At 65.7% G+C, this 12,858-nt stretch carries 13 protein-coding genes; 5 read left to right on the forward strand and 8 right to left on the reverse strand.

What is annotated here, in order from left to right:
• Window positions 1–218: 218 nt before the first annotated feature.
• From VF194_RS11090 to VF194_RS11120, 7 genes are all read right to left on the reverse strand, one after another.
• The gene (locus tag VF194_RS11090; protein ID WP_330890955.1) at window positions 219–1,289 is read right to left on the reverse strand and encodes a peptidoglycan -binding protein; all 1,071 of its coding nucleotides are present in this window, start codon (window positions 1,287–1,289) and stop codon (window positions 219–221) included.
• A gap of 26 nt (window positions 1,290–1,315) precedes the next feature.
• Window positions 1,316–2,464, reverse strand: coding sequence for a flagellar motor protein MotA (locus tag VF194_RS11095; protein ID WP_330890957.1), 1,149 nt, complete (start codon window positions 2,462–2,464; stop codon window positions 1,316–1,318).
• Window positions 2,465–2,597: 133 nt separating this feature from the next.
• Window positions 2,598–3,884, reverse strand: coding sequence for an OmpA family protein (locus tag VF194_RS11100; protein WP_330890959.1), 1,287 nt, complete (start codon window positions 3,882–3,884; stop codon window positions 2,598–2,600).
• A 116-nt stretch (window positions 3,885–4,000) separates the two neighbouring features.
• Window positions 4,001–4,795 (reverse strand): inositol monophosphatase family protein, encoded by a 795-nt coding sequence (locus VF194_RS11105; RefSeq protein ID WP_330890961.1) that lies wholly within the window; start codon window positions 4,793–4,795, stop codon window positions 4,001–4,003.
• Window positions 4,796–4,831: 36 nt separating this feature from the next.
• Window positions 4,832–5,500, reverse strand: coding sequence for a thiamine phosphate synthase (gene thiE, locus VF194_RS11110; protein WP_330890963.1), 669 nt, complete (start codon window positions 5,498–5,500; stop codon window positions 4,832–4,834).
• Window positions 5,501–5,504: 4 nt separating this feature from the next.
• A complete protein-coding gene (locus VF194_RS11115; RefSeq protein ID WP_330890965.1) occupies window positions 5,505–6,299 on the reverse strand; it encodes an alpha/beta hydrolase in 795 nt (264 codons plus the stop codon).
• An 18-nt stretch (window positions 6,300–6,317) separates the two neighbouring features.
• The gene (locus VF194_RS11120) at window positions 6,318–7,631 is read right to left on the reverse strand and encodes an O-acetylhomoserine aminocarboxypropyltransferase (RefSeq protein ID WP_330890966.1); all 1,314 of its coding nucleotides are present in this window, start codon (window positions 7,629–7,631) and stop codon (window positions 6,318–6,320) included.
• A gap of 344 nt (window positions 7,632–7,975) precedes the next feature.
• Here VF194_RS11120 and VF194_RS11125 point away from each other — a divergent pair, with 344 nt between their 5' ends.
• On the forward strand, window positions 7,976–8,584 hold the full coding sequence (locus tag VF194_RS11125; protein WP_330890968.1) for a TetR/AcrR family transcriptional regulator: 609 nt from the start codon (window positions 7,976–7,978) through the stop codon (window positions 8,582–8,584).
• Between the two features lie 18 nt (window positions 8,585–8,602).
• Here the strand turns inward: VF194_RS11125 and VF194_RS11130 are convergent, their stop codons facing one another.
• Window positions 8,603–8,779 (reverse strand): DUF1192 domain-containing protein, encoded by a 177-nt coding sequence (locus VF194_RS11130; protein ID WP_330890970.1) that lies wholly within the window; start codon window positions 8,777–8,779, stop codon window positions 8,603–8,605.
• Between the two features lie 220 nt (window positions 8,780–8,999).
• Between VF194_RS11130 and VF194_RS11135 the strand changes: the two genes are divergently transcribed.
• The 4 genes from VF194_RS11135 to VF194_RS11150 all read left to right on the forward strand — a co-directional run bounded on the left by VF194_RS11135 (window position 9,000) and on the right by VF194_RS11150 (window position 12,854).
• Window positions 9,000–9,995 carry an NAD(P)H-quinone oxidoreductase gene (locus VF194_RS11135; protein WP_330890972.1) on the forward strand — a complete coding sequence of 332 codons (996 nt, stop codon included), beginning with the start codon at window positions 9,000–9,002 and terminating at the stop codon, window positions 9,993–9,995.
• Window positions 9,996–10,127: 132 nt separating this feature from the next.
• On the forward strand, window positions 10,128–10,784 hold the full coding sequence (locus tag VF194_RS11140; protein WP_330890974.1) for a DUF1013 domain-containing protein: 657 nt from the start codon (window positions 10,128–10,130) through the stop codon (window positions 10,782–10,784).
• Window positions 10,785–10,962: 178 nt separating this feature from the next.
• Window positions 10,963–11,937, forward strand: a complete 975-nt coding sequence (locus VF194_RS11145; protein WP_330890976.1) for an ABC transporter permease — start codon at window positions 10,963–10,965, stop codon at window positions 11,935–11,937.
• The gene (locus tag VF194_RS11150; RefSeq protein WP_330890978.1) at window positions 11,934–12,854 is read left to right on the forward strand and encodes an ABC transporter permease; all 921 of its coding nucleotides are present in this window, start codon (window positions 11,934–11,936) and stop codon (window positions 12,852–12,854) included. Before VF194_RS11145 ends, VF194_RS11150 begins: the two co-directional genes overlap by 4 nt.
• The last annotated feature ends 4 nt before the right edge of the window (window positions 12,855–12,858 follow it).

The following is a 12,858-nucleotide window of genomic DNA, read 5'->3' on the forward strand; positions in this document are numbered from 1 at the left end:
GCTCCGAAAGGCAGCTGAACGCAGTGTCGAGGCAACATGGCAACGTATCGGAAGCCTGCTGGACCGCTTCCCGCCACAGGAATGCGCAAACTATCTCAGGAACGCTGGCTATGCTTCGATCTAACGGGATTCCGGTCTAAAGCGGCGACGACCTTGCTCTGCAGCGAGCCGATCCGCTCGCCGAGCTTGAGGAACGCCTCTTCGAACATGCTGCTCCGTCAGCGTTCGGTCAGCTTCAGCTCGATGCGGCGGTTCCGGCGCAGGGCCTCGTCGCCGCCGCCGTTATCCAGCGGCTGGTATTCGCCGAAGCCGGTGGCGGCCAGCCGCTCGGGCGGGATGCCCTGGCTGATCAGGAATTTCACCACCGAGATGGCGCGCGCCGTCGACAATTCCCAGTTGGAGGCGAATTGCGGCGTGTTGATCGGAATCTTGTCGGTATGGCCGTCGACGCGCAGCACCCAGGGCAGATCGGACGGAATCTTCTGCGAGATATCGATCAGCGTCTTTGCCAGCTTGGCCATCTGCTCGCGGCCCTCGGGACGAAGCTCAGCCGAGCCGGAATCGAACAGCACTTCCGACTGGAAGACGAAACGGTCGCCGACGATCTGAATGTCCTTGCGGTTGCCGAGCACCTGGCGCAGCCGGCCGAAGAATTCGGAACGGTAATTCACCAGTTCGTCGACCTTGCGCGCCAGGGCCGCGTTCAGGCGCTTGCCAAGGTCGGTGATCTGCGCCTGGCTCGCCTTCTCCTTGTCTTCGCTTTCCTTCAGGATGCGCTCGATCTGGCCCATCTGCTCGCGCAGGGCCAGCAATTGCCGATTCAGAAGATCGACCTGGCTGCGCGCCTCCTGTGTCATCTGCTTTTCCTGCTCGAGTTGGCCCTCGCGGGAAACCAGCTTGCCCTGCAGGTCGATGACGATCTGCTGCTGGTCCTGCAGCTTCTTCTCCGCCTCATCGGCACGCGCCTGGGCGTCGGCCAGCACCGCCGCAAGCTGGTCGCGTTCCGCCTGGTTGGATTTCAGCGTCGCTTCGAGCTGACCGATCTGGGTCTGCAGCTGGGCATTGCTGGTCTTTTCCATCGAAAGCTGTTCGACCAGCCCGGCGATCTGGGTGCGCAACTGCGCCAGCGCCTTGTCGCGGCCCGAAATCGCGTTCGAAAGGAAGAACTGCACCAGGATGAAGACGGCCAGGACGAAAACGACGACCATCAGCAGCGTCGACAGCACGTCCACATATCCGGGCCAGGGACCAGCTCCCTGGGAATCGCCGCGCCGTCGCACTAAGGCCATGTTACCTCGTCACCTCGATACCAGGTTCAACGCCGCTGCTGCGTGTCGGATACCGCCGCAATGGTCCGCGACAGCAGCTTGATCTCCGCCCGCATCTCATCGACCAGCTTGGCGCGCCCCTGCGCTGCGTCGTCGAGCAGCCGCGTCAGAAGGATATCGATATTGCGGATGTGACCCCGGCTGGCGGCATCGAAGCCGCCGCTTTCGGCGCCCTGCGCCAGCTTGGCCAGGATCGGCTTCATCTCGATCTGATGCTCGGTCAATTTGAGCAGCAGGCCCTGCTCGGCGCGCATCTGCTCGGTCAACAGGCTGAGTTTTTCGTTCAGTTGCATCAGCGCCGCGCCGGTCGAATTGCGGCTGTCCTCGCCGCGCGCCATGGTACGCTGCAGGTTGTCGAGGCTGTCGGCGGTCTGCTCCAGCAATGCCTGCACATAGGCCGGCACCGACTGATCGCCTTCGACCACCGCGCCGCCGCCGATGCGGGTGAAGCCGGCCAGCCACTCCTCGAGGTCGTTGAAGAAACGGTTCTGCGCCTGCCCGGTCTGCAGGTCAAGGAAGCCGAGGATCAGCGAGCCGGCCAGACCCATCAGCGAGGTCGAAAATGCGATGCCCATGCCGGACAGCGGCGCTTCGAGTCCGCCCTTCAGCTTCTCGAACATGCTGTTGACATCGTCGCTGCTGCCCAGCGAGAGCGCCTTGATCGTGTCGGCGACCGAGCTGATCGTCTCGAGCAAGCCCCAGAACGTACCAAGCAGGCCGAGAAAGACCATCAGGCCGATGAAGTAGCGCGAAATGTCGCGCGCCTCGTCGAGACGGGCGCCGACGGAATCCAGCACTGCGCGGGTCACGGTAGCCGGCAGGGAGCCGCGCGGGCCGCGACTTTCCAATACCTTGACCATCGGCACGAGCATGTTCGACGGCTCGCCGACGCGCACCTGGGTGGAGGTGCGCTGCGATTTCTGCCAGGCCTCGACCCAGTTGGCGTCCTGGCCGAGCATCAGCACCTGCCGGAAGGTGTAAAGAATCCCGAGCACCAGGACGGCGGCGATCAGGCTGTTCAACGCCGGATTGGCCATGAAGGCGCGCAACAGCGGTGCATGCAATACGGCAATGATCACGGCGACCGCGATCAGGAACACGCCCATGCGAAACAGAAAACGCCCCGGTTTGGTCATATGCCCCATCCTTTGCAAATCTGCCTAGGCATGGAATACGGCCTTTTTACGGCATATCCGCGTCAATGACTGCTGCGCCATGCTGTTCCATTTGGCAGCCCTGGCCAAATATCTGAACCGGTTACGGTCGAACTCAGCGCGCTACCGGCGCGATCTCGACCCGGTCCGGCGGCGAACCGTCGGTAGGAGTGCCGAGCGCACGCACGTCGATGCGCGTGCTGCGGATGCCCTTGTCGATCAGATAGGCCCGCACGGCCAGGGCGCGGCTGAGCGACAGACGGCGCGCGCCGCTGCCGTTATCCGCCCCGCTGCCGCCCGCATAGGCCCGGATCTGCAGACGATCCTCGCCGTTGGCAAGCTGCTGAGCCAGACGGTCGAGCGCCGGCTGATCGCCGGCCGGCAGTTCGGCCTGACCGGCAGCGAAAGGCATGGTGACGACGCCCGTTGCGCTCTGCGTCGCCGGCGGCGGCGTCAGCATGGCGCTTTGCTGGCCGGCCGGCTTGCCGGCGGCAGGAGCGGCCGGAGCCGGCGCGGGCACAGGCATCGGCGCAGGCGCCGGTGCCGGGCTGGCCTGGGCGGCAGGCGGAGAGGGCGGCGCCGAGGTGGCGGGAGCCGGGTTTGCCGGAGCCGTATCTGCAGCCGCAGGTGCCGCCGGTGCCGGTGCCGGTGCGGTTGCCGTCTGCTGCTGCGGCTCGGGCGATGGCGAAGCGGGTGCCGCCGGAGCTGTTTCCGACGCCTGCGGCGCCGGAGTTACCGCCATCGGCACCGAAGCCTGCGGCTCCGGTGCCGCAGCGCTGGGAGCGGCCGGAGCCGGGCTGGCCGGTGCCGGGCTGGCCGGAGCCGGGCTGGCCGGCGCGGAGGTGACTGGTGCGGAGGTGACTGGTGCGGAAGTGACTGGTGCCGGAGCAAGCGGCGCGGAAGTAACCGGCGCCGAGGCGGCCGGCGGGGGGGCCGGTTCGGCGGCTGGGGCCGCGGGCGGCGCGGCCGGAGGCGCGGCCTCCTTGGCCGGCGCAGGCATGCTGGGGGACGGCGTCTTCGCCGCCTGCACCGAGGCTTTGCGGATCGCCGAGGAACGGTGCGCCGGGCGCGGCCGCGCGGCGGTGCGCGGATTGCCGGTCTCGCCGAGCAGCGGCCGCGGCGCGGCTGCCTCGCCGGGCAGCGGCGGCCGGCCGGGGACCGAGGGGTAATGAGGGCGATTGGCGGCACCGGACGAGCCGAGCAGCGGAGCGCTGCCATAGGCGCGGTTGCCGAGCGGCGACGGCCCAAGCTGATCCAAGGCCTGCAGGTTGACCTCGACGCTGCCGCCGGCCTGCCCGCCGATCAAGGTCTGGGCTTCTGCCGGCTTCGATCCGGAAACAACCACCGCCGTAGTAGCCAGCAGTGCGACGACAAAACTCAATGTCAGTGGCTTGGCAGCCATTGGCCTCTTCCCCCTACCCCAACTGCACCGGGAACGATAGCGGACGAGGCCCGGACCGACAACCCGGCTATTCGGCGAATCAAGCGGTTAGCCTGGCACGGCTCCAGGCGCAGTTCTCAGCCGCTTTTCCCGAGCAGCTTGTACAGCGGACCGTACAGAACGTCGTTGGCGGCGACGATGCCGCCGGTTTCGATCATCTTTTCGCCGCCGTCCCGGTCGGTGACCATGCCGCCGGCCTCCCGCACCAGCACGATGCCGGCAGCGATATCCCAGGGCGACAGGCCGGTTTCCCAGAAGCCGTCATAGCGGCCGGACGCGACATAGGCCAGATCGAGCGCCGCCGCCCCCATGCGGCGGATGCCCGCCACCTCGCCCATGACCCCGGTCATCTCCTTGACGAACTGCATATGGCCGGGCCGGCCATGGAACGGAATGCCGGTAGCGAACAGGGCTTCCGGCAGCTTGCGGCGCGCCGAGACGCGGATGCGGCGCTCGTTCATATAGGCGCCGGCGCCCTTCTCGGCCCAGAACAGCTCGTCGCGCACCACATCGAGGACGATGCCGGCGATCAGTTCGCCCTCGCGCTGGACCGCGATCGAAATGGCGAAATGCGGAATGCCGTGCAGAAAATTGGTGGTGCCGTCCAGCGGGTCAATCAGCCAGTAATGCTTGCCATCCTTGGCCTCGATGCGGCCGCCCTCTTCCATGACGAAGCCGAAATCCGGCCGCAGCTTGGAAAGTTCGCCATGCAGGATCTTCTCGGCCCGGCGGTCGGCCGCCGAGACGAAGTCGGCCGGACCCTTCTTGGAGACCTGGAGCTGTTCGACTTCGTTGAAATCGCGAATCAGGCTGCGCTGCGCTTTGCGCGCCGCGTTCACCATCGCATTGATCAGGGCGGATCGCAGGGCCATGTTAATGATGCTCGTCTGGAAAGGGGGCGGACCCTATCAGCGGCGGCCATGCTTGGCAATCGCCCGGCAGAAAGCTTTCACCGCCGCGGCAGGGCCCTCCGGATGGCGCCAGACACCGGCGGAAACGGCAAGAAAATCGGCGCCCGCCTCGATCAGCGGCGGGCAGTTCTGCACGGTGATGCCGCCGATCGCCACGCAGGGCACCTCCATCAATTCCGACCACCAGCGGACAATCTCCGGCTCGGCCCGGGTCTTCGGCTGCTTGGTGTCGGTGGCGAAGAAGGCGCCGAAGGCCACGTAATCGGCGCCGGCCTCGGCCGCCTCCATGGCGAGATGGCGCGAATTGTGACAGGTCACGCCGACGATGCGGTCCTTGCCGACGATGCGGCGCGCCTCGGCATAGGGCGTATCCTCCTGCCCGACATGGACGCCGTCCGCTCCCAGTTCAACCGCCAGCTCCGGACGGTCGTTGATCAGGGCGGCGACGTCGTGCCGGTGGCAGATCGGCAGCAGGATGTCCGCCGCCCGGCGGAACAGATCCTCGGCGGCCGGCCGCTCGCCATCCTTGAGGCGGAGCTGCAGGCAGGCGACATCGCCGGCCTGCAGGGCGGCCTTGAGCTCCTCGGCGAAGGCTTTCGGATCGAAGACCGCCGGCGTGATGAGGTAGAGACGCGGCGCCGGGTTTTCTGTGGATGCCTGAGCCATTGGTCTATCCGGCGACGAAACCCTTCAGGGCATCGAGCGTCTCGTCCGGCCGCTCGCCCATCATCAGATGGCCGCAGCCGGGTAGAATCTCCAGCCGGGCATCGCGGAAATCCTTCAGCAGGCCGCGCACCGCGCGCGGCGAGGTCATGATGTCGCGCTCGCCGGAGACAATCAGCACGGGGCATTGCACCGCCTTTACCGCGTCCGCTCCGTTGCCATAGGCATTGCAGATGCGGAACCCCAGCGCCAGCGATGAGCGCGGCGCCTGATCGACCAGCCGGATGCTGCCGCCGAGCAAATACGAGCCCGGGACCTTGTTGCCGCCGATCTGGCTTTTCTTCGGCAGCATCCAGTCGTTCATCAATTCGACGACCGTATAGGTGCCGCTATCGGCCAGCGCCTGCAGTTCGGGATTGACCTTCATCGGGAAGGTGAAGCCCAGCAAGGCCAGCTTGGCCACCCGGGCGGGGCTGCGCGCCGCCGTTTCCAGTGCGATCAGCGAGCCCATGGAATGGCCGACCAGAACGGCTTTCTCGACCTGGGCGGCATCGAGCAGTTTCGGCATCCAGTCGGCGAAGGCCTCGATGCTGTCCAGCATCGGGCCTTCCGAGCGGCCATTGCCCGGCAAATCGAGCGCCAGCACCGAATAGCCGTGATAGGCGAACCAGCGCGTCTGCAACGCCCAGACGGTATGGTCGCAGGCATTGCCGTGAATGAACACCACCGCCGGCCTGGAGGCGTCGAAATCCTTGCCGCCGGTAGCGGCGAAAATGCGTTTGCCGGTGACGTTGAGCCACATGCTGCTTCCCCCTGCCCTTTATTCAGCCGCGGCCTTGGTGGCTTTCTGCGCCGCCCGCAATGCCTGATTGAGATCGTCGATCAGGTCCTGCACATCTTCCACGCCGACCGAGAGGCGCACCAGGTCTTCGCCGATCCCGGCCGCCTTCAATTCGGCGGCACTCATCTGCTGATGCGTGGTGCTGGCCGGATGGATCACCAGCGATTTGGCATCGCCCACATTGGCCAGATGCGAGAATATCTGCAGGTTCTCGATCAGCACGCGCCCGGCCTTGCGGCCGCCTCTGACGCCGAAGCTGAAGATCGCGCCGCAGCCGCGCGGCAGCAGCTTTTTCGCCAGCTCGTGATCCGGGTGCTCGGGCAGCTCCGGGTAGGACACCCAGTCGACCGCCGGATGGCTTTTCAGGAACGCCACTACCTTGCGCGTATTCTCGACATGGCGGCTCATGCGCAGGTGCAGCGTCTCCACGCCTTGCAGGATATGGAAGGCATTGGTCGGCGACATGCAGGCGCCGAAATCGCGCAGCCCCTCGGCGCGCGCTCGCATGATGAAGGCGGCCGGGCCGAATTCCTCGACGAAATCGAGACCGTGGTAACCCGCATAGGGCTCGGTCAGCGTCGGGAACTTGCCGGATGCCTCCCAGTCAAAGCGACCGGAATCGATCAGCGCGCCGCCGATGGCGACACCATGGCCGCCGAGGAACTTGGTCGCCGAATGTATCACCAGATCGGCGCCATGCTCGAAACCCTTGAACAGATATGGCGTGGTGAAGGTGCAATCGAGCATCAGCGGCAGGCCGGCATCATGGGCGATCCCGGCCACGGCCGGAACGTCCATCACTTCCAGGCCGGGATTGCCGAGAACTTCGCCGAAGACCAGCCGCGTTTGGGGCGTAATCGCCGCCTGCCAGGCTTTGAGGTCGCGCGGATCGACGAAGGTGGTGGTGATGCCGAAGCGAGGCAGCGTATGGACGAGAACGTTGTAGCTGCCGCCATAGATGTTGCGCGAGGCCACGATATGCCCGCCCTGACCCATCAGGGTGGCGATGGCAAGATGCAGCGCCGCCTGGCCGCTGGCGGTGCAGACGGCGCCCACGCCGCCTTCGAGCGCCGCCAGACGTTCCTCCAGCACCGCGACCGTGGGATTGGAAATGCGCGAATAGATGTGGCCGCCGCGCTCCAGGTTGAACAGAGCCGCCGCATGATCGGTGTCGCGGAAAACGTAAGACGTCGTCTGGTAGATCGGCACCGCGCGGGCGCCGGTGACCGGGTCCGGCTGCTGGCCTGCATGCAGGCTGAGCGTGTCGAAGCGGAGGAATTTCGGTTCCAGCATGGTGTTTGTCCCTCCCTGTGATCGAAGGCTGCCTCGGGGATGGGCGGCATAAAAAGTGGGCCGCCCCTTCCTGGCGGATGGGACGACCCCGACAAATCTGCCTCAAACCTCGAAACTGGCCGGATTAATCCATGCTGCTGAGGCTCAAGTCAAGCATATGTAACGATCTGTTTCAGATACACAAAAAGCGGCCGCCGGCATGGCGGCCGGCGGCCGAGGTCAAATCAACAGGGAGGAAACTATGACCTGTACTGAACTGCGCCGCATCATGGCCCCAGGCACTTAAGATTTCGTGAAACCGCGCGGATGCGTTAAGGTCCCGGCGTATGACAAAATCAGCACCCATGTCACACATGCCAGCCCTGTCGGAGCCAACCCCGGAGGATGCCGCGGCCGGCCCCGTATCGGACCGCCTGCTCGACGCCGCCCTGGTCTGCTTCCGCAAGCTGGGCACCGCGCGTACTCGCATCGAGGATATCGCCGCCGAGGCCGGGATCGCCCGTACCGCCGTCTATCGCCATTTCCAGAACAAGCGGGCCATCGTGGCCGCCCTGGCGGCCCGCTGGCTGGCCGAGGACGAGGCGAGGCTGGCCGCCATCGCCCGCGGCCCGGGACAGGCAATACCGCAGCGGCTTCGGGCCTTCCTGCTGGCCGATGCGCAGGCGGCCCGACATCATCTCGCCGATGCCTGCCGCATGGCGGTGCTGGACGAGGTCGCCCGCAGCATCTCCCCCGTGCTTCTGCAGCACCGGGCCAATATCCGCCGCCATCTGGCCGGGTTACTGGCCGAGGGCCGCATCGACAGGCCGGAGCAGGCGGCGCAAGCGCTGGATGACCTGATGGATCGGTTTCACGACCCTCGCTGCAGCAGCGGACTCGACGATACGACTTGGCGAGCCCGCGTCGATGCTGCCGTCGCGCTGCTGCTGCGCGGACTGCAAGCCAGCCCGTGACGTTGCTTGCTGCAGGTTCTACTTCTTGAAGAAGATGTCGGCGGCGCCGCGCGCGGCCTGCTTGCCCTTGATCACGTCGCGGATGGTGGCGATCTCGGCTTCCAAAGCCGCGATGCGCGCCTCCAGGTCCTCGATCGACATAACCTCGTATTTCGGCGGCTCGGGCTTGCGAGAGACAACATCGTCCCAGTCCATGCCGTCCTCCATCGCTGAACCATTCCGGCAATCGCCGTCAGTGTAAAGCAATCGTGCCGCCGGTCACAGTCCGGCAACCTGGAGCCGGCGCAATTTCCGCCTCGATGCGCCCGCCATGTCACGAACCGGTCATATCACGGAATGGTGTCGCCGCGCGGAATGGCTTGCCCGGCATGGCCAACGCAGCTAGACCAGCAGAATACTCGAAGGGAGGACGCGCATGCTGCCGCAGGAGATGACCGTCATCGAGATAAGCCAGCCGGGCGGACCCGAGGTGCTGAAGCCGGCCAAGCGGCCGATGCCGCAGCCGGGCGCAGGAGAAGTGCTGATCAAGGTCGCGGCGGCCGGCGTGAACCGGCCTGATGTGCTGCAGCGCGCCGGCATGTATCCGCCACCGCCCGGCGCGCCGGATTATCCCGGTCTGGAAGTGGCCGGGGAAATTGCGGCCATGGGCGTCGGCGTCGGCCGCTGGAAGCTCGGCGACAAGGTCTGCGCGCTGGTGGCCGGCGGCGGCTACGCCACCTATTGCATCGCGCCAGCCGAACAATGCCTGCCGGTGCCGAAGGGCCTGGATATGGCCGAGGCGGCGGCGCTGCCGGAGAACTGGTTCACCGTCTGGACCAACATCGCCGATCGCGGCCGGCTGCAGGCCGGCGAAAGCATCCTGATCCATGGCGGCGCCTCCGGGATCGGCGTGGCGGCAATCCAGCTGGCCAGGCTGCTGGGGGCCAAACGGATCTTTGCCACGGCCGGCACCGACGAGAAATGCCGCTATTGCGAAAGCATCGGCGCCGAGAAGGCGATCAACTACAAGACCGAGGATTTCGCCGCCCGCATCCAGGAGCTGACCGACGGCAAGGGCGTCGATGTCGTGCTCGACATGGTCGGCGGCAAATACTTCGCCCCGAACATCAAGAGCCTGGCCGAAGAGGGCCGGCTGGTCATCATCGCCGTCCAGGGCGGGCCCAAGGGCGAGGGCGATCTCAGCCTGCTCATGCGCAAGCGCCTGATCGTCACCGGCTCGACCCTGCGGCCGCGGCCGGTCGCCTTCAAAGGCCAGATCGCCCGGGCGCTGGAGGAGAAGGTCTGGCCGGCCTTTGCCGATGGCCGCCTCAAGGCAGTGATTGATTCCCGCTTCCCGCTCGCCGAGGCGGCGGCGGCCCATAGCCGGATCGATCATGCGGACCATATCGGCAAAGTCCTTCTAACCGTCTGATTATAAATAATTTCTCCTGAAATCCGCGGGCGGTTGCGCGGTCGGGCCGTTCCACTATATTGTCGCGCGATTTCATTTCGCCCCGCGGGCGGCCCCTGACGCGGGCCGGCTGCATTAGAAGGATTTTGCCTCATGGCATTGCCGTTGATGCCCAAAGCCACCGCCGTGTGGCTGATCGACAATACCAAGCTGACCTTCGACCAGATCGCGCAATTCTGCGGTCTGCATCCGCTGGAGGTGAAGGGTATCGCCGACGGCGAGGTGGCGGTCGGCATCGTCGGGCTCGACCCGGTCGCCAATGGTCAGCTCACGGCAGAGGAAATCGCCCGCTGCGAGGCCGATCCGGCCGCCGACCTGAAGCTGCTGGCGCCGGCGGTGCCGGTGCAGCGCCAGAAGACCAAGGGTGCGAAATACACGCCGCTGTCCAAGCGCCAGGATCGCCCCGACGCCATCGCCTGGCTGCTGAAATACCATCCCGAAGTGGCCGACGCGCAGATTCAGAAACTGCTCGGCACCACCAAGGCGACGATCGATTCCGTGCGCAACCGCACGCACTGGAATACGGCCAATATCAAGCCGCGCGATCCGGTGGGCCTCGGCATCTGCAGCCAGGCTGAACTGGATCGCGTGCTGATCCTGGCCGCCAAGCGGCGTGAAAACCGCGAGAAGCGCGAAGCCCGCGAAGCGCGCGCCAAGGCCCGCGCCGCCGAAGCGGCCGGCATGCCGCAGACCGAACTCGGAACGCCGGCAACCGAAGAGCCGGGCGGCGAGAGCGAGAATCTCGACTGATTCCACTTTGGCGCGGCTGCGCCGCACCAATCCCCGGCTGGTTCGCCAATGTGAGGCCGAACAGGCTGGCCGCATCGGCCGGTTTCAGCTATAGCGGTGTGCGACAGGGATCGCATAGCATCGCTTATTGGCACGCCCATGGGCGAAGGCGGCAATAGAAGCGGGAACAGCGCGGGGAATGCTGGTCTTTATCATCAGGCGTTTAATGCAGGCCGCGTTGGTGGTTGCGGTGATGTCGGTGCTCGTCTTCATCGGCATCTACATGATCGGCGATCCGATCTCCATCCTGGCAAGCCCGGAGGCCACCGATCTCGACCGCGAGGCGATCGCCCATGCGCTTGGCCTCGATAAGCCGATCTGGATGCAATATCTCGTCTTCGTCAATTCCGCCCTGCACGGTGATTTCGGCAAGTCCTTCGTCTTCGGCCAGCCGGCCATGGGCCTGATCCTGGAGCGCATGCCGGCCACCATGGAGCTTGCGATCACCGCAACCATCATGGCGCTGCTGATCGGCATACCGCTCGGCCTCTATGCCGGCCTGCGCCACGACACTGTCGGCGCGCGCGGCATCATGGCCGGTTCGGTGCTCGGCTTCTCGCTGCCGAATTTCTGGGTCGGCCTGATGCTGATCATGATTTTCGCCGTGCAGTTCGGCTGGGTGCCGGCATCCGGGCGCGGCGCGACCGTCGACATCTTCGGTCTCAAGCTCAGCGTGTTCACCGCTGATGGCTGGCGCCATATCCTGCTGCCGGCGATCACGCTCGGCCTGTCCAAATGCGCGCTCATCATCCGCCTTGCCCGCGCCTCGGTGCGCGAGGTGATGATGATGGACTACATCAAGTTCGCCCGCGCCAAGGGCCTGAACGAAAAACGCATCATCGGCGTGCATATACTGAAGAACATCATGATACCGATCGCGACCGTCACGGGCCTCGAACTCGGCACCTTGATCGCCTTCGCCGTCATCACCGAAACGATCTTCGCCTGGCCGGGCATGGGCAAGCTGCTGATCGATTCGATCGTCAACCTCGACCGGCCGGTCGTGGTCGCCTATCTGATCATCGTCGTACTGCTGCTGGTGCTGATCAATCTCGTCGTCGATATCCTCTATTCCGTGCTGGACCCGCGCGTGCGGCTGGGTGGTGCGCAATGAGCGAGGCAACCCTGCCCTCCGCGCCGCCATCGGCCCCCCTGGCAACGGAATCGCCGGTCAAGCGCATCATCGCCGAGTTCGCCGAAAGCAAGCTTGCCCTGCTCGGCCTCGCCCTGCTGGTCATCGCTTTGGCCGCCGCGTTGCTGGCGCCCTGGCTGGCGCCGCAGAACCCGTACGATCTGACCAATCTCGACATTCTCGACGCGCGGCTGCCGCCCGGCGAGATTTCCGGCACCGGCATGACCTTCCTGCTCGGCAGCGACGGCCAGGGCCGCGACATGCTGAGCGCGATGCTCTATGGCCTGCGCATCAGCCTATCCGTCGGTGTCACCGCCGTCGCCCTCGCCTTGGCGATCGGCTCGCTCGCCGGCCTGATGGCGGCCTATGCCGGCGGCAAGTTCGAAACCCTGATCATGCGCATCGTCGATCTCCAGCTGTCGTTCCCGGCGATCCTCGTCGCGCTGATCCTGCTCGCCGTGCTGGGCAACGGCGTGGACAAGGTCATCATTGCCCTGGTCGTCGTGCAATGGGCCTATTTCGCCCGTGCCGCCCGCGGCGCCGCGATCGTCGAACGCAACAGGGAATATGTCGAGGCGGCACGCTGCCTGGGGCTCAGCCGGACGCGCCTGCTGCTGCGGCATCTCCTGCCGAATTGCCTGCCGCCTCTGATCGTCATCGCGACCGTCGACATCGCCCGCGCGATCACGCTGGAAGCGACGCTCAGCTTTCTCGGCCTCGGCGTGCCGGTTACCGAACCCTCGCTTGGCATGCTGATCGCGAACGGCTTCGATTACCTGATCAGCGGCGTCTACTGGATTTCCCTTTTCCCGGGCCTGCTGCTCACCCTGGTCATCGTTGCCATCAATCTGGTGGGCGACCAGCTCCGCGATGTGCTCAATCCCCGTCTCAAGCGTTGATACG

Origin of the sequence: Ferrovibrio sp. (genome assembly GCF_036381655.1) — a bacterium.
GTDB lineage: Bacteria > Pseudomonadota > Alphaproteobacteria > Ferrovibrionales > Ferrovibrionaceae > Ferrovibrio.

Excerpts from the sequence above, each read along its gene's own strand:
- VF194_RS11150 (WP_330890978.1), top strand. The coding sequence starts at position 11,934 with ATGAGCGAGGCAACCCTGCCCTCCGCGCCGCCATCGGCCCCCCTGGCA.
- thiE (WP_330890963.1), bottom strand. The coding sequence starts at position 5,500 with ATGGCTCAGGCATCCACAGAAAACCCGGCGCCGCGTCTCTACCTCATC.
- VF194_RS11100 (WP_330890959.1), bottom strand. The coding sequence starts at position 3,884 with ATGGCTGCCAAGCCACTGACATTGAGTTTTGTCGTCGCACTGCTGGCT.
- VF194_RS11125 (WP_330890968.1), top strand. The coding sequence starts at position 7,976 with ATGTCACACATGCCAGCCCTGTCGGAGCCAACCCCGGAGGATGCCGCG.
- VF194_RS11140 (WP_330890974.1), top strand. The coding sequence starts at position 10,128 with ATGGCATTGCCGTTGATGCCCAAAGCCACCGCCGTGTGGCTGATCGAC.
- VF194_RS11095 (WP_330890957.1), bottom strand. The coding sequence starts at position 2,464 with ATGACCAAACCGGGGCGTTTTCTGTTTCGCATGGGCGTGTTCCTGATC.
- VF194_RS11135 (WP_330890972.1), top strand. The coding sequence starts at position 9,000 with ATGCTGCCGCAGGAGATGACCGTCATCGAGATAAGCCAGCCGGGCGGA.
- VF194_RS11120 (WP_330890966.1), bottom strand. The coding sequence starts at position 7,631 with ATGCTGGAACCGAAATTCCTCCGCTTCGACACGCTCAGCCTGCATGCA.
- VF194_RS11090 (WP_330890955.1), bottom strand. The coding sequence starts at position 1,289 with ATGGCCTTAGTGCGACGGCGCGGCGATTCCCAGGGAGCTGGTCCCTGG.
- VF194_RS11115 (WP_330890965.1), bottom strand. The coding sequence starts at position 6,299 with ATGTGGCTCAACGTCACCGGCAAACGCATTTTCGCCGCTACCGGCGGC.
- VF194_RS11105 (WP_330890961.1), bottom strand. The coding sequence starts at position 4,795 with ATGGCCCTGCGATCCGCCCTGATCAATGCGATGGTGAACGCGGCGCGC.
- VF194_RS11130 (WP_330890970.1), bottom strand. The coding sequence starts at position 8,779 with ATGGACTGGGACGATGTTGTCTCTCGCAAGCCCGAGCCGCCGAAATAC.
- VF194_RS11145 (WP_330890976.1), top strand. The coding sequence starts at position 10,963 with ATGCTGGTCTTTATCATCAGGCGTTTAATGCAGGCCGCGTTGGTGGTT.